We start from the raw sequence: 21497 nt of genomic DNA, 5'->3' as shown, positions 1-21497 counted from the left end.
CCCGACCCCCCATATCCCCCCCGAAACCCGACCATGACGGAGAACCTGTGACCGCCCCATCCGTGCCCGGCCCCATCGACCCTCCTGCACGCCTGCTCATGGGCCCCGGGCCCATCTCGGCCTACCCGAGCGTGCTGCGGGCGATGTCGGCGCCGCTCGTGGGGCAGTACGACCCGTTCATGACGGCGACGATGGCCGAGACGCAGGACCTGTACCGCCGCGTGTGGGCCACCGAGAACGACGCGACCCTCCTCATCGACGGCACCTCCCGGGCCGGGATCGAGGCGGCGCTGGTCTCCCTCATCCGCCCCGGCGACCGCGTGCTCGTGCCCATCTTCGGGAGGTTCGGCCACCTGCTCGCCGAGATCGCCGAACGCGCGCTCGCCGAGGTGCACACCATCGAGGTGCCGTGGGGCCGGGTGTTCCCGGTGTCGGCGATCCGCGAGGCCGTCGCGCGCGTGCGTCCGCACGTGCTCGCCCTCGTGCAGGGTGACACGTCCACGACGATGAACCAACCCCTGGAGGAGATCGGCGAGATCTGCCGTGCGCACGGCGTGCTGTTCTACACCGATGCCACCGCATCCCTCGGCGGCAACGAGTTCGAGGCCGACGCGTGGGGCGTGGATGCCGCCACCGCCGGTCTGCAGAAATGCCTCGGCGGTCCGTCCGGCTCCGCACCGATCACCCTGTCGGAGCGGGCGGTGGAGGTGATCCGGTCGCGGGCACGCGTGGAGGCCGGCATCCGGGAGGAGGGCGACCCCGACGCGGGGGACTTCGTCCGCTCGAACTACTTCGACCTCGGGATGATCCTGGACTACTGGGGTCCGCGCCGGCTGAACCACCACACCGAAGCGACGTCGATGCTCTACGCCGCCCGCGAGTGCGCGCGCGTGCTGCTGACCGAAGGGCGCGCCGCCGTCATCGCGCGGCACCGGCTGCACGGCGAGGCGATGCTCGCGGGCGTTCGCGGACTCGGCCTCGGGGTCTTCGGCGACCTCGCGCACAAGATGCACAACGTCGTGGCCGTGGAGATTCCCGAGGGCGTGCCGGGTGAGGCGGTGCGCTCGGCGCTGCTGGCGGACTTCGGCATCGAGATCGGCACGTCCTTCGGCCCGCTGCACGGGCGGGTGTGGCGCATCGGGACGATGGGCTACAACGCCCGCACGGATGCGGTGCTCCAGACCCTCGCGGCGCTGGAATCCGTGCTGCGACGGTTCGGCGCATCCGTCCCCGCCGGCGGCGGCGTGGAGGCGGCCGAAGGCGTGTACGCCTCGACCGACGCGCCGGGCGGGGACTGAGCCGTGCGGACGCGCCTGGAGACCTCGCCCGACCGCATCGCGGCGGCGGCCCGCCGGGTCATGGCGCGGTGCGACGAGCTCGCCCGTGTGACGGCCACCCCTGGGCGCATCGAGCGGGTGTACCTCTCGCCCGAGCACGCGCGGGTCAACCGGCTGGTCGCCGAGTGGATGCGGGAGATCGGGATGACCTCGTGGCAGGACGCCGCGGGCAACCAGGTCGGGCGCCTGGATCCCGATGCCGCCGGATCGCTCAGTGGCCTGGCCTCCAGCCGGTCGCGCAGCCTGCCCCAGCGGCCGGGACCCGCGGCGGACGCCGGCCCGCGCGACGCGCCGGCCCTCCTCCTCGGCTCGCACCTGGACACCGTGCCCGACGCCGGGCGGTTCGACGGCATCGTGGGCGTGCTGATGGCCCTCGAGGTCGCCCGCCTGCTGCGCAGCATCCGCGATGACGGCACCGTCTACGCGCCATTCCCGTTCGCCCTGGAGGTGATCGCGTTCTCCGACGAGGAGGGCACGCGATTCGGCAAGGCGCTGCTGGGCTCCTCGGCCGTCGCGGGCGCGTGGGATGACTCGTGGTGGGAGCTGACCGACGGCGACGGCGTGAGCCTCCGCCACGCGTTCCGGGAGTTCGGGCTCGACCCCGGGCGCATCGGGGAGGCCGCCCGGCGACCCGACGAGCTCGTCGGCTACCTCGAGGCGCACATCGAGCAGGGTCCGGAGCTCGACCGTCGCGGCGAGGCGCTCGCCGTGGTGTCGTCGATCGCGAGCGCCCGGAGGTTCCAGCTCGTGGTGGAGGGCGAGGCCCGTCACGCCGGCGGCACCCCCTACGACATGCGGCGGGATGCGCTCCTGGGTGCGAGCGAGGCGGCGCTCGCCGTCGAGCGGATCTGCCGCGGCGAGCACCACATCATCGGCACGGTCGGGCAGCTCGAGGCCTTCCCCGGCGCCGTCAACATCGTTCCCGGCGAGGCGCACTTCTCCCTGGACCTGCGGGGGGAGTTCGACGACACGCGTGACCGCGTGTGGCACGGGATCGCGCGAGAGCTCGACGTCATCATGGGCCGCCGCGGCCTGCGCTGGCATGCGCGCGAGGTGCACTCGGCGCCGGCGGTGTTCTGCGCGCCGCTGCTGCAGGACGTCGTCCGCGCCGGCATCGGCGCCACCCTCGCGCCCGGCGCCGACGGCCCCGCGCAGATCTTCAGCCGTGCCGGCCACGACGCGATGGCCATCGGCGGCATCACCGACGTCGGGATGCTGTTCCTGCGCAACCCCGACGGAATCAGCCACCACCCGGACGAGGCGGTGTCGGCGGCCGACGTGGGTGCCAGCATCCGCGCCCTGGCCGAATCGGTGCTGCACCTGGCCGCCGAGCCGCTCGCCTGACCAGGCCTCCCACCGGCGCCGCCCGGGCACCTTCGTAACCACGGCGAAACACACCGCCGTGTCCGCGTAACCCCCGTCTCGTAGCGTGCCGGGAGTCGCGGTCGCCCGGCCGCGCTGCTCCCACCCGAAGGATCCGCATGTCTCTCCTGGTCACCGGTGCCCGCCTGATCACCGTTCCCGCCGGCACCGACGACCCCGGATACCTCGAGCGCGGCTGGATGCTCATCGAAGACGGCCGCATCGCCGCCCTCGGTGAGGGCGCACCCGCGGTCACCGCCGATGAGGTTCTCGACGTCGACGGCGCCTTCGTCGCACCCGGATTCGTGTCGAGCCACTCGCACCTGTTCACCAGCGGCCTGCGGGGCCTGGGGGTCAGCGAGACGCTGTACGGCTGGTGCGACTCGATGCTCGGCATGACGGCGGGATTCGCTCCGGAGGACGCGTACTGGTCGACGCTGCACGGAGCGCTGGACTTCCTCTCGAACGGCGTGACCACCGCGTACAACTTCACCGACCCGCTGCAGGCGTGGGAGCCCATGATCGACGGGCGCCGCACCGGCACGGCGGAGCTGCGCCCGCTGGAGTACCACACGCGTCAGGCCGACGGCTGCCGCGACGCCGGCATCCGCTTCGTCGACGCGATCGGGATGGACGCCACCGCCGGGTCGGATGAGGAGATCTTCGACCGCTTCGCCGCATCCGTCGCCCACACCCGCGCGATGGACCCCGCCCTCGCCCTGGGCGCTTCGATCATGGGCCAGGTGCAGTGGTCGCCGCGGGTGGATGCGGCCGAGGTCGAGGTGGAGGCGATGCGGCGGTTCGGCGTCACGAACCAGGCGCATTTCCTCGAGTCGCCGGAGGCCGTGCCGCTGCAGCAGTCGAAGTTCGCGATGTACCGCGACGCGGGCGCCCTGGGCCCGGCGATGATGTTTGGGCACTTCATCCAGACCACGCCCGAGATCATCGCCGAGGCCGCCGCCGCCGGCTCGTCGATGTCGTGGCAGCCCGCCTCCAACGGGCGCCTGGCCTCGGGCATCGCACTCGTGCCGGAGATGATCTCGGCCGGCATGAAGGTCGGCATGGGACTGGACGATCAGGCCTGCACCGACGTGTCGGACCCGTGGCAGAACATGCGCATGGGCATCGCGATGCAGCGTGCCCGCACGAAGGATCCGCGCGCGATGATGCCCGAGCGGGTGCTCCGACTGCACACCCTGGGCTCGGCGGAGATCCTCGGCGTCGCCGACCGCGTCGGCAGCCTCGAGGTCGGCAAGTACGCCGACTTCGTCGTCGTCGACCCTCGCCGGCCCGACGTGGGTCCGCTGTGGCACCCCGTCCGCAATTACGTGCTGTCGATGACGCCCCGCAACCTCCGGCACGTGTACGTCGGGGGCGTGCTCGTGGATGACGGCGGCGTCTCGACGAACCCGCTCGCACCCGAAGCATCCGCCCGTCTGCACGCCGACCTGCCCGCCCTCGCCGCCCGCACCTCCCACCCCCGCTGAGCCGGGCGGGCCGCCCTTGCCGACCCTCCCGCCGCCCGAACTCCTCAAGTGCGCGCCGCAAAGGCCCGTATCCGGCCGATCCGCGCCGTATCGGGGCCGGTCTTGAGGAGTTCGGGCGGGTGACGGGTCGGTGACGCGCGGGCCGGCGGGTGCGTGCGCGCGCATCGGCGGCAACGCGGCTGCTCCGGCGTGGGTGTCCGCGGCGGCGGGCGGGCCAGTCTCCCCGGGCCTCTGCCGGCGTCTCCCGCCGCCCGAACTCCTCAAGTTCGCGCCGCAAAGGCCCGCATGCGGCCGATCCGCGCCCTTTCCGGGCCGGTCTTGAGGAGTTCGGGCAGGCGGCGGCCGGGCCGAACGGCGTGGACCGGGATGCGGCGGCGGCACGTGTAACGGCGCCGAAACACCGGGCCAGTGTTGGTGAAATCTACATCCCATACCGTGGCGAATGCCGAGGCCGGCTTCCGCCGAATGACGCACCGCGCACCGTCGAGTCCCGAGGGCGGCACCGCGACACCTACCCGAATGCACCACTGGCATCTGGAGACACAGCACATGACGTTCTTCTCTTCCCGGCGCGCACCGCGCGCCACCGCGGCCCTCGCCGGAGTCGCCCTGTCCGCCCTCGCCCTGACCGCGTGCGCCGGAGGCTCCGGCTCCGGCTCGGCCTCGGCGCCCTCGGATGACGGCGACGAGAGCTTCGGCGAGATCACCCTGCAGCTCAGCTGGATCCTCAACGAGGAGTTCGCCGGGGAGTACTTCGCCGACAGCAACGGGTACTTCGAGGAGGCCGGCTTCGACGCGGTGAACCTCGTGCCCGGCCCGTCCACGGGGGTCGCCGAGCTGGTCAGCGGCTCCGCCGACATCGCCCTGAGCGACTCGGTGGCCATCGGCACCGCGATCGCGAACGAGGGCGCACCGCTGAAGATCATCGGCGCGACGTTCCAGGCCAACCCGTTCACGGTCCTCTCGCTCGCCGACGGCGGCGACATCGCCACGCCCGACGACCTCAAGGGCAAGAAGATCGGCGTCCAGGACTCCAACCGCTCGCTGTTCAGCGCGCTGCTGGCTGCGAACGACATCGATCCCAGCGAGCTGACCATCGTCCCCGTGCAGTACGACCCCGCGCCCCTGGTCAACGGCGAGGTCGACGGCTTCATGTCCTACATCACGAACGAGGCCATCTCGGTGGAGATGGCCGGCCTGGCGACCACGAACCTGCAGCTCGCCGACAACGGCCTCCCCTTCGTGGCCGAGACCGTCACCGTCACGCAGGAGACGCTGGAGAGCAAGCGGGAGATGCTGAAGGCCTTCCTCGTCGCCGAGATCCGCGGCTGGACCGACGCCGTCAACGACGCCCAGGGCGGCGCCGACCTCGCCCTCGAGGTGTACGGCAAGGATCTCGACCTCGACCCGGCCAAGACCCTGGCCGGATCCGAGGCGCAGAACCTCCTCGTCGTCTCCGCCGAGACGGAGGAGAACGGCCTGTTCACCATCTCCGAGCAGCTGCAGGAGATGACCGTCAAGAGCCTCGCCGGCGCCGGCATCGAGGTCGCCGCCGAGGACCTGTTCGACCTCAGCCTGCTGGCCGAGGTCTACGAAGAGAACCCCGACCTCATCGCCTACCAGCGCTGAGATCCCGTTCAACGGAGCATCACGTGACCGACACGGCCACCCTCGCCGGTGCCCAGGGGACCACCCTGGGCACCGGCCTCCAGATCACCGGCCTCAACAAGGTCTTCAGCGTCGGACGCAAGAGCGTCGTCGCCCTGCAGAACGCCGATCTCCACACCGAGCAGGGCACGTTCCTGTCGCTGCTGGGACCGTCGGGATGCGGCAAGTCGACGATCCTCCGCATCCTCGCGGGCCTGGAAGACCCGACCAGCGGGACGACGCGCGTCGACGGCAAGAGCCCCAAGCAGCTGCGCAAGGCGAACGAGCTCGGCATCGCGTTCCAGGATTCCGCGCTGCTGCCCTGGCGCAGTGTGCAGTCCAACATCCAGCTCCCCTTCGAAGTGGCCGGCAAACCCGTCGACAAGGCGTACGTGAGCGAGATGATCCAGCTCGTCGGTCTGAAGGGCTTCGAGAAGGCCAAGCCGGCGCAGCTGTCCGGCGGGATGCGGCAGCGCGTCTCCATCGCGCGCTCGCTCATCATGAAGCCGTCGGTGCTGCTGTTCGATGAGCCGTTCGGCGCGCTCGACGACATGACGCGGCAGAAGTTGAACCTGGAGCTGCTGCGGATCTGGACGGAGAAGCCGGCGACGACGCTGCTGGTCACCCACGGCATCTCGGAGGCGATCTTCCTCTCCGACCAGGTCGCGGTGATGAGCGCGCGTCCCGGTCGCATCAAAGAGGTCATGACGATCGACCTGCCCCGCCCCCGCACTCCGGAGATGATGCGCACGCCCGAGTTCCACGAGTACGTCGACCATGCCTCCGAGCTGCTCTTCGGCGCGGGAGGCGCCGCCGCCGATGACCACTGACGCGGCGAAGGCCCGCGCCATCCAGTGGGAGGACATCCACCTTCCGGCGTGGCTCACGGGCCTCATCGGCGGCGTCGGCGTCGTCGCGCTGTGGTGGATCCTCGCCGCCACGGTGTTCTCCAACGTCGGCCCCGGCGGGGCGCAGGCGATCCCCACGCCACCCCAAGTCGTGGTGGAGTTCTTCGCCACCGGGTGGGAGTTCTACGCGCGCAACTTCGCCGTCACCCTCACCGAGGCCGGTATCGGCTACGCGTGGGGCAACGGGCTGGCCCTTCTGCTGGCCGCGCTCGTGCTGATCGTGCCGCGCCTGGAGGGCGTCGTCATGCAGGTCGCGATCCTCACCTACTGCGTGCCGATCGTGGCGATCGGCCTGCTCATCGTGGTGATCGTGCCCGTCCCCGCGCCCGGCGACCCCTCTCCCACCGCTGTCATCCTCGCCGCGCTCAGCTGCTTCTTCACGACCGTCGTCGGAGCGCTCCTGGGTCTGAAGGCCGCCGACAGGGCGAGCCTGGACGTCATCACCGTCTACGGCGGATCGCGTCTCACACAGCTGCGGAAGGTGCGGCTCATCGCCTCGCTCCCCAGCATCCTCAACGCCCTCCAGATCGCCGTGCCGGCCGCCTTCCTCGGCGCCGTCCTGGGGGAGTTCTTCGGCAAGATCACGGTGGGCGTGGGCCCGGCGATGATCTCCGCCCAGCAGGCGCTCAACGCCGCCCGCGTGTGGGATGTGGCGCTCGTGTCCGGGGCGGTCGCGCTCGCCGGATACGCGCTGCTCGGTCTCGTGGCGCGCGCCGTCGCGCCCTGGTCGAAGGGATCCGCACGATGACCGACGTCCTCGCCCCGCCCACACCGGTGGTCCCCGCTGCTGCCGAGCAGGTCACGCGCCTGGATGCGGACATCCGCCGTGAATCCCGCAGGGCGACGATGCGCGCCCTGGGTCGCAGCATCCTCACCTTCGTCCTCACCCTCGTCGCCGTGACGGTCATCTGGGTCGGGGCGCTGTGGGTGTTCCAGATCTCGCCGTACGTCGGCAAGGGGCCGCTGGAGGTGTGGAACTTCCTCGTCACCATGCCCAACGCCGCGGCCAACCGCGCCCAGTTGTTCGGTCAGCTGGGGGAGACGCTCGGCCACGCCGCCGTCGGCTTCGGTGCGGGTCTCGCCGTCGCGCTCATCGTCGCGATCGTGTTCCAGCTCAGCAAGGGCATCGAGCACGCGCTCATGCCCCTCGCAATGCTGCTGCGCTCGGTTCCGCTGGTGGCGATGGCCCCCGTGATCATCCTCATCTTCGGCCGCGACTTCGCCTCGGTGGCCGTGATCGGCGGCATCGTCGTGCTCTTCCCCGCCCTGGTCACGATCGCGTTCGGGCTGAAGTCGGCCTCGCCGCAGATGAACGACCTCATCTCGGTGTACGGCGGCAGCTCGTGGACGCGCCTGCGGAAGGTCGCGCTGCCCAGCTCCCTGCCGGAGTTCTTCGCCGCCGTGCGCATCTCCGTCCCCGGCGCGCTCACCGGTGCGCTGCTGGCCGAGTGGCTGGCCGTGGGCGGCGGCATCGGCGGTGCGGTGGGCGGCTACATCGCCGCCGCGCAGTTCTCCGCCATGTGGACGGCCGTCGTGCTCGTGACCGGCACCGCGCTCGTGCTGTACAACCTGGTGCAGATCGTAGAGTCGGTCGTGCTGGCCCGCATGGGGATGGCCGACCGTTCCTGAGCACCGTATGACCCCTCACCACCCGTTCGACCCGAAGGAACCTGAATGACCACCCCCGTCGATTTCGACCTCACCGCGTTCGCCCACGGCCTGCCCAAGGCCGAGCTCCACCTGCACCTGGAGGGGACGCTGGAGCCCGAGCTGAAGTTCGCCCTCGCTGCCCGCAACGGCATCGAGCTGCCGGAGAAGACCGTGGCGGAGGTGCGCGCGACCTACGACTTCACCGACCTCACGAGCTTCCTCGCGGTGTACTACCCGGCGATGCGGGTGCTGCAGACGGCCGAGGACTTCCACGACCTGGCCTGGGCGTACCTGCTGAAGGCGAAGGAGCAGGGGGTCGTGCACGCGGAGATGTTCTTCGATCCGCAGGCGCACACCAGCCGCGGCGTGCCGTTCGAGAACGTCATCACCGGCTACCGTCGTGCCGCCGTCCGCGCGCAGGACGAACTCGGCATCAGCGCCGAGCTCATCCTGTGCTTCCTGCGCGACTTCTCCGCCGAGTACGCCATGGCGACCCTCATGGAGGCGCTGCCGTACAAGGCGTGGATCCTCGGGGTCGGTCTGGATTCGGATGAGCGCGACAATCCGCCGGCGAAGTTCGCCGCCGTCTTCGCCCGTGCCAAGGCGGAGGGGTTCTTCCTGACGATGCACTGCGACATCGACCAGGTCGGCTCCATCGAGAACATCCGCGCCGTGCTGGAGGAGATCGGCGTCGACCGGATCGACCACGGCACCAACATCGTGGAGGACCCGGCGCTGGTCGCCCTCGCGAAGGAACGCGGACTCGGCTTCACGACCTGCCCCGTGTCGAACTCGTTCGTGACCGAGCAGATGAAGGCGGACGAGATCGTCGGCCTCCTGCGCGAGGGCGTGCGGGTCATGGTCAACTCCGACGACCCGGCCTACTTCGGTGCGTACGTGGGCGACAACTACGTCGCGCTCGCCCAGCAGGCGGGCCTGACCCCGACCGAGCTGGTCCAGCTCGCGGTCAACTCCTTCGAGGCGGCGTGGCTGACCCCGGCCCGCCGCGCGGCGTACGTCGCGGCCATCGAGGAGTACGCGACGGCTCAGGGTGTACCGCTCCCGGCGCAGGGAGTGCCGCTCCCGGCGTAGGAGCGCACCGACCGTGACGCCGCCGCCCGCCGACGACTCCGCGGGGGACGCCGAGGCCACCGCGCGCCTGGGCGCCTCGATCCGCCGCCTGCGGCACGCGCGCGCCAAGACGCTCGTGCAGCTGGCCGAGGCGACGGGTCTGTCGCACCCGTTCCTCAGCCAGCTCGAGCGCGGGCTGGCGCAGCCGAGCCTGTCGTCGCTGCGGAGGATCGCCGTGGCGCTGCAGACCAGTCCGATCGAGCTCATCGCCGCCGCCGATGCCCCCGGGCCGACCTCCGGCCGGATCGAGGTGCACCGGCGCGGCGAGGGGCGCGTGGACGAGAGCTTCGGGCCGGGCGACGCGCGCATGCTCGCGCACGGCTCCCGGCCGCTGCATCCGCTCGAACTGGAGGGATCGAACGCCGCTCCGGGGGAGGTGTTCACCCACCGGGAGGACGAGTTCCTCTACGTCGCCGAAGGGGACGTGCGGGTCGACCTCGGCGACCGGGAGGTGCGGCTCGCCGTCGGAGACTCGGTCTATTACGTCGGCGGTGTGCCGCACCGCTGGTGGTCGGCGACCGGGCGCCCGTACCGGCTGGTCGTGGTCAAGCAGGGAACCAGCGTCCCCGGCGAAGACGGCTGACGCCGACGCGCTCGCGTGAGCCGGACGGGAGGAAGGCGGATCCGGAGTCACCGAGGCGACCTCCGGACCCGCCCGTACTCATTCGGTGACCGGGACGGCGGCCGGGACGGCGGATGCTGCCGCAGCGGCCGGTGCTGCCGCGTGCGCGGAGGGCGCCTCGGGTGAGGTCGCCGCCGCCGTGCCGGCGGCGATCCCCTCACCCAGGGCACGGCCCTGGATGATCGCGGTCAGGTCGATGCCGGTGGCCGCGCGAACCGCCTCGAACGACGCGCGCAGGCCGGTGGCCGACTCCGTCGCCAGGTGCGAGCTGGCGCCGTCGCCGCCGAGGACCGTGATCGAGCCGACCTTGTCGTAGCCCTTGGCGAACTCGGCCATGAGCGGCACGAGCGCCTCGAGCGCGCGCTGGGCCAGGAGCGCCTCCTGGTTCTTCGCGAGGGCCTCGGCCTCCGCGCTGATCGCGGCGGCCCGGGCTTCGCCGCGCAGGCGCTCGGCGTGGGCATCGGCCTCGGCGCGCAGCCGGACGGCGGTGGCGTCCTGCTCGGCGATCTCGGCCTGGGCCTCGGCCGCCTTGACGTGCGCGTAGGCGTCGGCGTCGGCGCGCCGCTGGCGCTGGTACAGGTCGGCGTCGGCGACGCGGCTGACCTCGGATTCGAGGCGCGCCTGGGTGTTCTCCGCCTCCTGCACGAGGACCGCCTGCTGACGCTCGGCGCGGGCGAGGGCCTCGGCCTGTTCGGCCTCGGCGTTGGCGCGGCCGACCTCGGCCTTGGCCGCGGCGGTGTTCTTGTCCAGCGCGGTCTGCTCGATGAGGTTGGCCTCGTCCGTGGCGATCTGCCGGCGGCGGATCTCACGGTCGGCGTTGATCTTCGCGACCTCGGCGTCGCGCTTGACGCGCTCGACCTCGGTGGCGCCGAGAGCGCCGATGTAGCCGTTGGAGTCGGTGATGCCCTGGATCTGGAACGAGTCCAGGATGAGCCCCTGGCTGGACAGGTCGTGCTTGATGCCGTCGGCGATCTGGTCCGACAGGCGCTGGCGGTCGCGCATGAGCTCTTCGACGGTCAGCGTGGCCACGACGCCGCGGAGGGCGCCTTCCAGCTGCTCGGTCGTGAACTGCTCGATCGCCGCATCCTGCGACGCGAAGCGCTCCGCGGCGCGACGCACGGAATCGGGATCGGAGCCGATCTTCACCAGCGCGACACCGCTGACGTTGACGGTGACGCCGTTGGAGGACTGCGCCACCGGCTCCATCTTGATCTGCCGTGCGCGGAGGGAGATCATCTCCGCCCGCTGGGTGAGCGGGTTCACGATCGCCCCGCCGCCGGTGATCACGGTGATGCGCGAGGAGTCTCCGTCGGGAGTGATCCGCTGCTTCTTACCGACGATGACGAGCGCCTCGTCGGCGCGGGCGACGCGGTACCACGCGCGGATCAAGATGAGGATGATGATGAGCGCGACGACGGCGACGCCCACCCCGATCAGAACGAGGAGACCGACCCCTCCGAGAGCGACGAGATCCATGGATGCCCCTTCATTCGAGTTTGCTCTCAACCTATCGGGCCGTCGGCAGCCGTCATGGCCACGATGGCGTCGGCGCGTTCTCGCAGCGGCGCCGCCAGGCGCCACACGCGGTCGCGGGAGAAGGGCTGGTGATGACCGCGGATGCCGAGAGCCCGGGCAATCGCGTTGCCGATCGCGGGCGCCACCGGGTTGTAGGGGGACTCGCTCATCGACTTCGCGCCGAACGGGCCGACCGTGTCGGAGGTCTCGGCGAAGTAGACCTCGGTGTCGGGGATGTCGGCGAACTGCGGCACGCGGTACTGCCGGAAGACCGGATTGAGCACGCGTCCGTCCTCGAGGTGGACCTCTTCGTACAGCGCGCTGCCCAGGCCCTGCGCGACCCCGCCCTCGACCTGCCCGCGCACCTGCGCGGGGTTCATGAGGAAGCCCGCGTCGGCGGAGTGGACGGACTGGAGCACCCGGACCGTCCCGGTGTCCACGTCGACCGCGACGCGTGCGGCGTGCACGTTGAACGCCAGCGAGCGCACGTTCCCGAACTCCGCCCCCGTCGAGATGAGCCCCTCGGCAGTGCGCTCCTCGGATGCTGCGGCTCCGACGACGTCGGCGAACCCGATGAGGCGTTCCCCGACCCGCACCCCCTCCGCGGTCAGCTCCGCGGGCGTATGCGCGGGGGCGCCGGCGAGCGACGCGGCGATCCGCTGCATCCGCTCCCGCAGCGCGAGACACGCCGCGTGCAGCGCCTTGCCGGCGACCGTGATCCCCGCCGACCCGAACGCGCCGGTGTCGTGGCGCACCGCGTCGGTGTCGGCGGTGCGCAGCTCGATGCGGTCGAAGCCGGCGGACAGGTCGGATGCGGCGATCTGACGCAGCACGGTGGTGGTGCCGTTGCCGAACTCGGCCGTCCCGGCGCGCAGCAGGAAGGTGCCGTCGGGGCGGAGGGTCGCGGAGGTGTGGGCGATGTGGCCGCGCGGGGCCATGGTGGCGATCATCCCGAGCGCCATACCCTCCCCGACCCGCCAATTCGGGCCCGTCGGGGCCTCGACGCCGTTGCCCCGGGCCAGCGCCGCCTGGGCGAGGTCGAGGCACTGGTCCAGCCCGTAGCTGCCCCACACGAGGTCCTCCTCGAACGCGTCGTCGTCGGGATGCAGCGGATCCCCGGCGCGCACGACGTTGCGCCGGCGCAGCTCGAACGGGTCGATCCCGAGCTCTTGGGCCAGGAGGTCCATCGCCGACTCGACACCGAGCATGACCTGCCCGAGGCCGTAGCCGCGGAAGGCGCCGGAGGGCGGGTTGTTCGTGTAGACGGCTTCGGCGTCGATGCGGCGCACCGGCACCCGGTACACCGTCGTGGACTCCGCGACGCCGTGGAACAGAACCCCGATGGCGTGGTTGCCATAGGCGCCGGTGTCGCTGAGCACCTCCACCCGCATCGCGGTCAGGCGCCCGTCCTGCGTCGCTCCGAGTGACACCGAGACGCGCATCGGATGCCGGAAGGAGGTGCGCTGGAACTCCTCGGTCCGGGAGAGCTCGTACGCGACCGGACGGCCGGTGCGCAGCACCGCGAGGGCGACGAGATCTTCGGCGAAGATCTCCTGCTTGCCGCCGAATCCGCCTCCCACGCGCGCGGTGTGCACACGGACGCGGTCGGGGTCGAGGTCGAGGATCCGCGCGAGCTCGTCGCGCGTGAGGAACGGAACCTGCGTGCTGGCGCGGATCACGAGCCGTCCGTCGTCGTCGAGCCAGCCGACCGCGCCATGCGTCTCCAGCTGCGCATGCGACACGCGGCTCGTCTGCCACGTGCCGCTGACCGTCACGGCGCTTGCCGCGAGAGCGGCCGTCGCATCCCCGCCGTGCTCCTCGTGCATCGAGGCGACGACGTTGCGGGTTGCCTCGTGCACGCGATCGTCGGGGGTGCGGTCGGGGTGCAGCAGCGGTGCGCCCGGCCGGCGCGCCTCCTCGGGGTCGAAGACGGCGGGGAGAAGCTCGTACTCGACGCGGATCGCGCGGCGCGCGGCTTCGGAGGCCGCCGCCGTCTCTGCCACCACGGCAGCGACCCGCTGCCCGCGGAAGCGGACGACGTCGTCGAGCACGCGGGTGTCGTCGGGATCGTCGGTGCGGTGCTGGTGACGACCGGTCGAGAAGCGCGTCGCCGGAGCATCCTCGTGCGTGAAGATCGCGACCACGCCGGGGATGCGCGCGGCCGCCGTGGTGTCGATCGACACGATCCGCGCGTGGGCGTGCGGCGATCCGAGCACGCGGAGGGTGAGCGCGCCGGCGACCGGCTCGTCGAAGGTGAACGGCTCGAGACCCTGCACGATCCGGGCCGCCGCCGGGGGCGCGACGGAGGCTCCAACCCCCTCTCCGGCGGCCGCGCCGGAGGTCTCGCGCACGGGGCCGAGGACGGATGCGGTGATCGCCTCGCGGATCGGCCGGTACCCGGTGCAGCGGCACAGGTTCCCCCGCATCGTCCGGTCGAGCTCGGGCAGGTCGTCGGCGCACAGCGTCGAGGCGGTCACCGACATCCCGGGCGTGCAGAAGCCGCACTGGAATCCGAACCCGCTCGCGAGGGCCTCCTGCACCGGATGCAGCGCATCGCCGCGCGCGAGGCCCGCCGCCGTCGTCACGGCCCGTCCCGCCACGCGCTGGGCGGGCACGATGCACGAGTGCACCGGGGCGCCGTCCAGCAGCACCGAACAGGCGCCGCAGTCTCCGGCGTCGCATCCCTTCTTCACCTCCGTGTGCCCGCTCTCGCGAAGGAGGGTGCGCAGGCACTGCCCTGCGGCGGGATCCGCCTCGACGGGCTCCCCGTTGACCTCGAACCTCACGCCGCCTCCGCCAGTTCGCCGCGGATCCGCTCCGCCAGGGTCGTGCTCACTCCGCGCCGCCAGTCGGCCGACCCGAGCGGATCGCTGTAGTAGCCGGATGCCGCTGCGACCGCGGCGCGCAGGTGCACGGCATCCGGGAGTCCCGGGAAGCGCAGCACCGTGGGCCGCTCGGTCGCGGCGGTGATGCCGAAGACCGTCGCGCCGCTGGGGTCCAGCCGGCCGGTGACGACCGCGCCGGAGCGGCCGAACTCGGCGAGGGCGATCTTCCGCAGGACGAAGCGCGATGCCAGCGCGGCCGCGGGCAGCTCGATCGCGCGGATAACCTCCCCGGGGCCGAGGCTGTTCGTGCCGTTGCCGGTGACGAGGTCGGCGACGGGCGTGCGGCGCTCGCCGCCGTCGGGAGTCCAGATCTCGGCGACGCCGTCCAGCCCGGCGGCGAGGGCGACCATCCCCGCGGCCGCGAAGGAGCGCGCGACGTTCCCGCCGATCGTCGCGGTGTTCCAGATCTTGAAGCTCGCCAGAAGTGCGTTCGCCGCATCCGGGATCGTGGCGGCGGCCGGCCAGTCCTCGGGTGCTGCGGTGCGCGCCCAGGCCACCAGGCGCGCGATCGTGCACGTGGCGGCGATGCGGAGCCCGGTGGCGGAGATCTCGAGGTCGGGCCAGCCGAGGGTCGTGAGGTCGACGAAGCCGGTGACATCGGGCTGCGGTTCGCTCAGAAGCCACGTGCCGCCGGCGAGGAAGACCTCGCCCGCACCCAGGTCGAGGTCGGCGCGCGAGCCGGCGCGGCGGAAGCTCGTGACGGTGTGGATGTCCACGGCTTCCTCCGCTCGGTCGGGCTGCGAGCAGTCAAACACCGCCGGATTACCCGGATGTTTCCGTCATCAACATTCCGCGTGACACGCGGCCGAGTCCGGGTCGGCGAGGGGCCGAGTGGTTCGGAATTCAGGAGACACGCCGCGCGGCCGCCCGCCGGGGCCGGTGCGCGCCCCAGATCTCCTGAATTCTGAACACTCCCGGACGCCGGTGGATGCGGCGGACCGGGCCGCGGTCAGAGCGATTCGGCGATGTCGCGGATGGCGGTGAGGCGCTTCTCCCAGGCCGCGCCGATCTCGTCGAGCCGGCGGGCGGTCGCGCCGAGCTGCGCCCCCAGCACCCGGAAGCGCACTTCCCGGCCGGCCCGCACAGGCTCGACGAGCCCGGCCGTCTCCAGGATCGCGAGATGCTTGGCGATCGCCTGCCGGCTCACCGGCAGGCGATGGGCGAGCGCCGATGCCGAGGCGTCGCCCTCCCCGAGTGCGGCGAGGATGCTCCAGCGCGTGTCGTCGCCCAGCGCGGCGAAGACGGGAACCAGCGTCGCGCTCACTGTCCGCCTCCGAGGAGGGCGACGAGCGTGTCGAGTTCGATGGTCCAGCCCTCCCGGTGCGCCCGGAGATTGGTGAGTGGGTCGGAGGTCGCGGCGAACCCGGTCTCCACCACGGTCAGCTCGGTGCCGCCGTCCACGGCCGCCAGCGTGAAGGTGAACTCGGTCGCCCGCGCGTCGTCGTAGTGGGCGGGCAACGCCGCGAGTGCGTCGTCGTTGTTCCACCGGTAGGTCACCGAACGCGGGGCGTCGGCGGCGATCCGCCGGAGGGGAACCGCGCCGCGGCTGGGGAATACGATCGCGCCGGAGCCGGCATCGTCGAGGGTGGTGCGGGCGAACCACCGGGAGATGTGCTCCGGCTCGGTCACGGCCTGCCACACCTTCTCGACGGGCGCGGCGATGCGGATGCTGCGCCGTACCGTCAGCGTCGACTCGTCCAGGGTGGCGGCGGGGTTGTCGAGGGTCATGCGGGGTCCTTCCGGGAATGGGCGAGGGAGGCGGGCAGCGTGGTGGTCTCCGTGGGCGGCCGGAGGGGGGAGGTCACCAGGGCCGCGACGATGGCGAGCACGGCGACGACGGCGCCGGTAGCGGATGCGGCGGTCAGCCCCACGGTATCGACCCCGGCACCTCCGAGAAGCGACCCCGCCGCGATGCCGACATTGACCGCCGACGACGGCAGGGACGCCGCCAGCGGAGCGCCCGGGCCGGCGAGCTCAGCGACGCGATGCTGCATCGACGGGGCCATGCCCATGCCGAACACCCCGATGCCGGCCACGGCGAGCCCGGCGAGGAGCGCGCTGTCGCTGCCCAGCCACAGGAGGGCGAGGGATGCGGCGACTCCGATGCTTCCGATCACGAGCGTGCGCGCGGCTCCGGCGTCGGCGAAGCGCCCGCCCGCGGCCGAGCCGAGCGTCGTCGTGACGCCGTAGAGCATCAGGTACACGCCGACGGCGGGCGCGGCGACGCCGGTGACGTCCAGAAGAAGCGGCACGAGGTAGGTGAGGGCGGATTGGATCGCCGTGAACACCAGCGCGCAGACGGCGAGGAGGGCGAGCACGCGTGGAGCCAGGGCGGCGCGGGCCAGGCCGCCCATCCGAGTCTCGGACCGTGCGGGCACGGAGGGCAGCACGCGCCATCCCACCGTCAGCACGACGATCGCCACCGCCGTGACGACAGCGAACGACACACGCCAGCCCATCGCCTGCCCGAGCAGCGTGCCCAGCGGCAGCCCGAGGGCGCTGGCACTGGCGAATCCGGAGATCACGGTGGCCATGGCCCGGCCCGCGCGCGCGGGTGGGACGACGCTGGTGGCTGTCGTGATCGCTGCCGCGATGAAGAGTCCCTGCGCCGCTCCGCCCACACCGCGCAGCGCCAGGAAGAGGTCGTACGCCGGGAGGAGGACAGGCACGAGCGTCACCGCGACGAAGACCGCACCGGCGCCGAGCAGAACGCGTCGCCGGTCCCATCGCGCTGTCAGCGCGGTGAGGATCGGACCGCCGAGCGCGAGCCCGAGCGCGTTGGCGGTGACGAGAGCCCCGGCCGCGGCGATGGAGACCCCCAAGTCGGCGACCAGCAGGTCGAGCATGCCGACGACGAGCATCTCGGCGCTTCCCATCGTGAACGCGCCGGCGAAGAGCACCGCCAGCACGATCTTCGTGCGCGTGATCCGAAGCATCCCAGGTTCCCTTCGCTATCTGCAACTAGATAATTGCAGAGGAAGGAAGGTGGTGCAACCAGCAGGTTGCGGTCGGATACGAAACAGACGGTGTGACGATCCCGGGCGTCTTCGCCCGACCGGCGGGGTTACGCGGGCTGCGGCGCGGCGGCGACCGTGCACGAGGCCGCCGAGCGGTGCAGGGGTCCGGTGAGCTCTCGCAGCGGGAGGCCGGTGCCGCCGTGCCGCGCGGCGGTGATCTCGGCGAGGATCGAGATCGCGGTGCCGGCCGGGGAGGGGGCGCCGAGGTCCAGGCCGAGCGGAGCGTGGATGCGGGCGATCTCCGCCGCGTCCACTCCCGCCTCCGCGAGCAGCCGTGCGCGGTGGGCGACGGTTCCGCGGGCGCCCATCGCGCCGACGAACCCGGCGCCGAGCTCCAGTGCGGCCGCGAGCGTCGGCACATCGACGCGCTCGTCGTGGCTCAGGACGCACACGGCTGCGCGCGCGGGGTCGGGCCCCACGAGGTCGTCCAGGTGCTCGGCGGGCGTGCCCACGACGAGACGCTCCGCGGTCGGGAACCGCTCGGCCGTGACGAGCCGCTCCCACACGTCGCACACGGTGACGGCGAAGCCGGCCGCGGAGGCCACGCGGCACAGGGCGATCGCGTGTTCCCCGGCGCCTGCGATCACCAGGCGTCGCCGGGGGTCGCGCTGCACCACGAAGACGTCGGCGCCGTCATATGCCGATTCGAGAATGCGGGTCTCGGCAGGCAGCCCGTCGCCGGGGATCAGACGGCCCGCGGCCACCCCTGAGACGACGATGCCCACGCGGGCCGAGCGATCGACGGGGACCTCGAGCGCCGCCCGTGCCACCGCATCCGCGGGGTCGACGCGGTGGATGACGACGTCGACGCTCCCCCCGCACGCCAGGCCCGCGGCATGGGCCGCCTCGTCACTGAAGCCGAGGGAGGCCACCATGCCGCGACCGGTCGCGAGCACCTGCGTGGCGAGCAGCACGGCGTCGCCTTCGACGCATCCGCCGGAGATGGATCCGATGACCGAACCGTCGCGGTGCACGGCCATCGCCGCGCCCGGCCCGCGCGGTGCGCTGCGCGCCACGCGGATCACGGTGACGACCGCCACCGGCTCCCCGGCGTGAAGCACCGGCAGCAGGGAGTCGGCGAGTTCGAGCATGGCCACACGGTAGACCGGTGATGTTTCGCGGACGCTACGGGGCCGGGTCGGTCGATACGCTGTCGCGATGGCCGCTCCCGCCCTGCCCCGCGTCACCGGCGTCGTGCTGGCCGCGGGGGCGGGTCGCCGCTTCGGAGGCCCCAAGGCGCTGGCGTCGGGCGCGGACGGAAGCCCGTGGGTGCAGCGGGCGGTGGAGGCTCTGCAGGGCGGCGGATGCGACGACGTCATCGTCGTCCTCGGCGCCGGGGCCGAGGCGGCCGCGCTCCTGGTGCCGCCGCCGGCACGCGTCGTCGTGGCAACGGACTGGGAGGCGGGCCTGTCCCGCTCGGTGGTTGCGGGGCTGGATGCGGCGGTCGGCGCGGATGCCGTCATCCTGACGCCCGTGGACACCCCGGGGCTTCCCGCCGCGGCGGTCACCCGCATCCGCGCTGCCGGCGGGGACGATCCGCGGGTCGCGCTCGTGCGGGCGACGTACGGCGGAAAGCCGGGGCATCCGGTGCTCGTGGGCTCGGCCCACTGGGCGGAGCTGCGAGCATGGCTGTCGGGCGATGCGGGCGCCGGGGCGTTCCTCACCCGCGCCGGCGCGACGGCGGTCGAGTGCGGCGACCTGTGGGACGGCGCGGATCACGACCGGCGACCGTGACGCGGACGTCACGCCGCGTGCCGGGCGTCGCGCGAGGCGCCACGCCGGGCGAGGCAGCCGCGCCGGCCAGCGCCCGACGGCAGCGGATCAGCCGCCGAGCACGACGTTCAGCGGCGGCTCACCGGCGTGCAGCCGCTCGATCTGGGTCTTCACGAGGCGTGCGATCCGCGGCCGCATGGCGGTGGTCGCGCCGCCCACGTGCGGCGCGATGAGCACGCCCGGCAGCCCCCACAGGGGGTGCCCCTCGGGCAGCGGCTCGGGGTCGGTGACGTCCAGCGCCGCGCGGATCCGCCCACGACGCACGTGGTCGACGAGGGCGTCGGTGTCGATGAGCGGTCCTCGCCCGACGTTGACGACCAGCGAGCCGTCGGGCAGCGCCGACAGCGCGGCGTCGTCGATCAGGTGCGTCGTGGACTCTCCGCCGGGAAGAGAGGCGATGAGCACCTCGGTGTCGGCGAGGACCTCGGCGAGGTCGTCGATCGCGGCGACCTCGATGCCGTCCTCTGTGCGGGCTCGGCTGGCGACGGCGCGCAGCCGAACTTCGAATCCGGCCAGGCGCGCGGCGATCGCCTTGCCCACGCCGCCGTAGCCGAGGAGGGTCACGCGGCGGTCGGCGAGGCTCTCGGCGAAGCCCTGCGACCACTTCCCGGCATCCTGCGCGCGCACGAAACCGGGGATGCCGCGCTGGACCGCAAGGGTCAGCGCCACGGCGAGTTCGGCCGTGGAGGTCTCATGCACGGACGACGCATTCGCGAAGGCCTGCCCCTCCGGCAGCACGGCGTCGACCCCGTCATAGCCGATCGACTGGCTCTGGATGAGTCCCACCTCGATGCCGCTGAGGTTCTTCAGCACCGTCGCGAGGCCCATGTACGGCGGCACGACCATGTCGAACCGATCCCGCGGCGCGGGGGAGTCGAGATCCCACACGACCACATCGACCCCGTCGGGCAGCGGCTGGATGTCGGCGGCGAGCTGTTCGGTGGGTACGGAGACGACGACGCTGGTCACCCTCCCACCGTAGTGGCGACCCACACGCGCCGGCGAGAGTGCATCGACTCGGAGAGAGTGCACCGAATCCGGTGCGGATTCGCCGAGGTGATGCACTCTCGCGAAACGGCGGGCTCGGTAGCGGCGCCGCGGCCTCAGTAGCGGCGCCGGGCGCGGATGCGGCGGCTCAGGCGGCGGCGGCGACCACGGCGGACAGTGCCGAGGAGAAGAACCCGAGACCGTCGACACCGGAGCGCATGGCGACGGCGGTGCCGGGGCCGAAGCCGGGCTCGACCGCGTGCTCGGGGTGCGGCATGAGGCCGACGACGTTCCCGCGCTCGTTGGTGATGCCGGCGATGTCGTCGATCGACCCGTTCGGGTTCACCCCGAGGTAGCGCAGGGCCACGAGGCCTTCGCCGTGAACCCGCTTCAGAGTCTCGGCGTCGGCGATGTAGCCGCCGTCGGCGTTCTTGAGGGGGATGACGATCTCCTCGCCCTCGGCGAAGTCACTCGTCCACGCCGTCGAGGCGTTCTCCACGCGAAGTCGCTGGTCGCGGCGGATGAACTGCTGGTGGGCGTTTCGAATCAGCCCGCCCGGCAGCAGGTGCGCTTCGACGAGCATCTGGAATCCATTGCAGATGCCGAGCACGGGCATGCCCTTGGCCGCAGCATCCTTCACCTCGGCCATGATCGGCGCGAGGGCGGCGATCGCCCCCGCCCGCAGGTAGTCGCCGTAGCTGAAGCCGCCGGGCAGGACGAGCGCGTCGACGCCCTTCAGGTCGTGGTCGCCGTGCCACAGCGCCACCGGCTCGCCACCGGCGATCGAGATCGCGCGCTGCGCGTCGCGGTCATCGAGTGAACCGGGGAAGGTGATGACCCCGATGCGGGCGGTCACGGGACCACCTCGATGCCGACGACGTCCTCGATGACGGCGTTGGAGAGCACCTCGTCGGCGATCCGGCGGGCGGTGGCGAGCACGTCGTCGTCCACCTCGCCCTCGACCGTCAGTTCGAAGCGCTTGCCGATGCGCACATCGGAGAAGTTCTCGACGCCCATGCGGCTGAGTGCTCCCGACACCGCCTTGCCCTGGGGATCCAGCAGCTCGGCCTTGGGCATGACGTCGACGACGATGGTGGGCATTCGAGCTCCAGGAATCGCGGGAAAGCAGGCGCTCCCATCCTATGGGCCCGCCCGCCGGGAGGCGTCGTTCCGGCC

At 72.1% G+C, this 21497-nt stretch carries 20 protein-coding genes; 10 read left to right on the top strand and 10 right to left on the bottom strand.

Translation table 11 applies throughout. From position 1 onward, the window contains the following. Window positions 1–98 precede the first annotated feature (98 nt). The 9 genes from E4V99_RS05930 (at window position 99) to E4V99_RS05890 (ending at window position 10105) form a co-directional block, all read left to right on the top strand. The gene (locus E4V99_RS05930) at window positions 99–1298 is read left to right on the top strand and encodes an alanine--glyoxylate aminotransferase family protein (protein WP_135117230.1); all 1200 of its coding nucleotides are present in this window, start codon (window positions 99–101) and stop codon (window positions 1296–1298) included. A 3-nt stretch (window positions 1299–1301) separates the two neighbouring features. After that, window positions 1302–2681, top strand: a complete 1380-nt coding sequence (locus tag E4V99_RS05925) for a Zn-dependent hydrolase (protein ID WP_245233125.1) — start codon at window positions 1302–1304, stop codon at window positions 2679–2681. A 137-nt stretch (window positions 2682–2818) separates the two neighbouring features. Next, on the top strand, window positions 2819–4186 hold the full coding sequence (locus E4V99_RS05920) for an amidohydrolase family protein (protein ID WP_135116663.1): 1368 nt from the start codon (window positions 2819–2821) through the stop codon (window positions 4184–4186). A gap of 549 nt (window positions 4187–4735) precedes the next feature. Then, window positions 4736–5815 carry an ABC transporter substrate-binding protein gene (locus E4V99_RS05915; protein WP_135116662.1) on the top strand — a complete coding sequence of 360 codons (1080 nt, stop codon included), beginning with the start codon at window positions 4736–4738 and terminating at the stop codon, window positions 5813–5815. Between the two features lie 23 nt (window positions 5816–5838). Then, window positions 5839–6663, top strand: coding sequence for an ABC transporter ATP-binding protein (locus tag E4V99_RS05910; RefSeq protein ID WP_135062547.1), 825 nt, complete (start codon window positions 5839–5841; stop codon window positions 6661–6663). Beyond that, window positions 6653–7489 carry an ABC transporter permease subunit gene (locus E4V99_RS05905; protein ID WP_135116661.1) on the top strand — a complete coding sequence of 279 codons (837 nt, stop codon included), beginning with the start codon at window positions 6653–6655 and terminating at the stop codon, window positions 7487–7489. The genes E4V99_RS05910 and E4V99_RS05905 overlap by 11 nt, the downstream gene beginning before the upstream one ends. After that, on the top strand, window positions 7486–8370 hold the full coding sequence (locus E4V99_RS05900; RefSeq protein ID WP_135062551.1) for an ABC transporter permease subunit: 885 nt from the start codon (window positions 7486–7488) through the stop codon (window positions 8368–8370). Before E4V99_RS05905 ends, E4V99_RS05900 begins: the two co-directional genes overlap by 4 nt. A 45-nt stretch (window positions 8371–8415) precedes the next feature. Then, on the top strand, window positions 8416–9483 hold the full coding sequence (add, locus tag E4V99_RS05895) for an adenosine deaminase (protein WP_135062553.1): 1068 nt from the start codon (window positions 8416–8418) through the stop codon (window positions 9481–9483). Between the two features lie 13 nt (window positions 9484–9496). Next, window positions 9497–10105: a cupin domain-containing protein gene (locus E4V99_RS05890; protein WP_135062555.1), complete on the top strand. Its 609-nt coding sequence runs from the start codon at window positions 9497–9499 to the stop codon at window positions 10103–10105. A 78-nt stretch (window positions 10106–10183) separates the two neighbouring features. On the opposite strand, the gene E4V99_RS05885 is transcribed toward E4V99_RS05890, so the two are convergent. From E4V99_RS05885 to E4V99_RS05855, 7 genes are all read right to left on the bottom strand, one after another. After that, window positions 10184–11620: a flotillin family protein gene (locus E4V99_RS05885; protein WP_135116660.1), complete on the bottom strand. Its 1437-nt coding sequence runs from the start codon at window positions 11618–11620 to the stop codon at window positions 10184–10186. A gap of 26 nt (window positions 11621–11646) precedes the next feature. Beyond that, on the bottom strand, window positions 11647–14445 hold the full coding sequence (locus E4V99_RS05880) for a molybdopterin cofactor-binding domain-containing protein (protein WP_135116659.1): 2799 nt from the start codon (window positions 14443–14445) through the stop codon (window positions 11647–11649). Further along, complete coding sequence (locus tag E4V99_RS05875; protein WP_135062561.1) at window positions 14442–15260, bottom strand: FAD binding domain-containing protein; 819 nt, start codon at window positions 15258–15260, stop codon at window positions 14442–14444. Before E4V99_RS05875 ends, E4V99_RS05880 begins: the two co-directional genes overlap by 4 nt. Window positions 15261–15493: 233 nt before the next feature. Then, window positions 15494–15808, bottom strand: coding sequence for a metalloregulator ArsR/SmtB family transcription factor (locus E4V99_RS05870; protein ID WP_135116658.1), 315 nt, complete (start codon window positions 15806–15808; stop codon window positions 15494–15496). Next, window positions 15805–16272: an SRPBCC domain-containing protein gene (locus E4V99_RS05865; RefSeq protein WP_135116657.1), complete on the bottom strand. Its 468-nt coding sequence runs from the start codon at window positions 16270–16272 to the stop codon at window positions 15805–15807. The genes E4V99_RS05870 and E4V99_RS05865 overlap by 4 nt, the downstream gene beginning before the upstream one ends. Beyond that, window positions 16269–17480, bottom strand: coding sequence for an MFS transporter (locus E4V99_RS05860; RefSeq protein ID WP_135062567.1), 1212 nt, complete (start codon window positions 17478–17480; stop codon window positions 16269–16271). Before E4V99_RS05860 ends, E4V99_RS05865 begins: the two co-directional genes overlap by 4 nt. 128 nt (window positions 17481–17608) lie before the next feature. Next, window positions 17609–18652, bottom strand: coding sequence for an XdhC family protein (locus E4V99_RS05855; protein ID WP_135116656.1), 1044 nt, complete (start codon window positions 18650–18652; stop codon window positions 17609–17611). A 67-nt stretch (window positions 18653–18719) separates the two neighbouring features. Between E4V99_RS05855 and E4V99_RS05850 the strand changes: the two genes are divergently transcribed. Further along, window positions 18720–19295 (top strand): nucleotidyltransferase family protein, encoded by a 576-nt coding sequence (locus E4V99_RS05850; RefSeq protein WP_135062571.1) that lies wholly within the window; start codon window positions 18720–18722, stop codon window positions 19293–19295. 87 nt (window positions 19296–19382) lie between these two features. Here E4V99_RS05850 and E4V99_RS05845 read toward each other — a convergent pair whose 3' ends face one another. From E4V99_RS05845 to purS, 3 genes are all read right to left on the bottom strand, one after another. Further along, complete coding sequence (locus E4V99_RS05845; protein ID WP_135116655.1) at window positions 19383–20303, bottom strand: 2-hydroxyacid dehydrogenase; 921 nt, start codon at window positions 20301–20303, stop codon at window positions 19383–19385. Between the two features lie 166 nt (window positions 20304–20469). Continuing rightward, window positions 20470–21177: a phosphoribosylformylglycinamidine synthase subunit PurQ gene (gene purQ, locus E4V99_RS05840; protein ID WP_135062575.1), complete on the bottom strand. Its 708-nt coding sequence runs from the start codon at window positions 21175–21177 to the stop codon at window positions 20470–20472. Then, entirely contained in the window at window positions 21174–21422 is a 249-nt protein-coding gene (purS, locus tag E4V99_RS05835; RefSeq protein WP_135062577.1) for a phosphoribosylformylglycinamidine synthase subunit PurS, read from the bottom strand. The genes purQ and purS overlap by 4 nt, the downstream gene beginning before the upstream one ends. Window positions 21423–21497: the final 75 nt, after the last annotated feature.

The sequence above is a fragment of the Microbacterium sp. dk485 genome, assembly GCF_004570445.1.
GTDB classification, from domain to species: Bacteria; Actinomycetota; Actinomycetes; order Actinomycetales; family Microbacteriaceae; genus Microbacterium; species Microbacterium wangchenii.
Note: the sequence above shows the minus strand (reverse complement) of the source record. Positions and strands in the feature narration are given on the sequence as shown.

Coding starts and splice junctions, on each gene's coding strand:
- E4V99_RS05930 (WP_135117230.1), top strand. CDS start 99: ATGGGCCCCGGGCCCATCTCGGCCTACCCGAGCGTGCTGCGGGCGATG.
- E4V99_RS05920 (WP_135116663.1), top strand. CDS start 2,819: ATGTCTCTCCTGGTCACCGGTGCCCGCCTGATCACCGTTCCCGCCGGC.
- E4V99_RS05915 (WP_135116662.1), top strand. CDS start 4,736: ATGACGTTCTTCTCTTCCCGGCGCGCACCGCGCGCCACCGCGGCCCTC.
- E4V99_RS05905 (WP_135116661.1), top strand. CDS start 6,653: ATGACCACTGACGCGGCGAAGGCCCGCGCCATCCAGTGGGAGGACATC.
- E4V99_RS05900 (WP_135062551.1), top strand. CDS start 7,486: ATGACCGACGTCCTCGCCCCGCCCACACCGGTGGTCCCCGCTGCTGCC.
- add (WP_135062553.1), top strand. CDS start 8,416: ATGACCACCCCCGTCGATTTCGACCTCACCGCGTTCGCCCACGGCCTG.
- E4V99_RS05885 (WP_135116660.1), bottom strand. CDS start 11,620: ATGGATCTCGTCGCTCTCGGAGGGGTCGGTCTCCTCGTTCTGATCGGG.
- E4V99_RS05865 (WP_135116657.1), bottom strand. CDS start 16,272: ATGACCCTCGACAACCCCGCCGCCACCCTGGACGAGTCGACGCTGACG.
- E4V99_RS05860 (WP_135062567.1), bottom strand. CDS start 17,480: ATGCTTCGGATCACGCGCACGAAGATCGTGCTGGCGGTGCTCTTCGCC.
- E4V99_RS05855 (WP_135116656.1), bottom strand. CDS start 18,652: ATGCTCGAACTCGCCGACTCCCTGCTGCCGGTGCTTCACGCCGGGGAG.
- E4V99_RS05850 (WP_135062571.1), top strand. CDS start 18,720: ATGGCCGCTCCCGCCCTGCCCCGCGTCACCGGCGTCGTGCTGGCCGCG.
- purS (WP_135062577.1), bottom strand. CDS start 21,422: ATGCCCACCATCGTCGTCGACGTCATGCCCAAGGCCGAGCTGCTGGAT.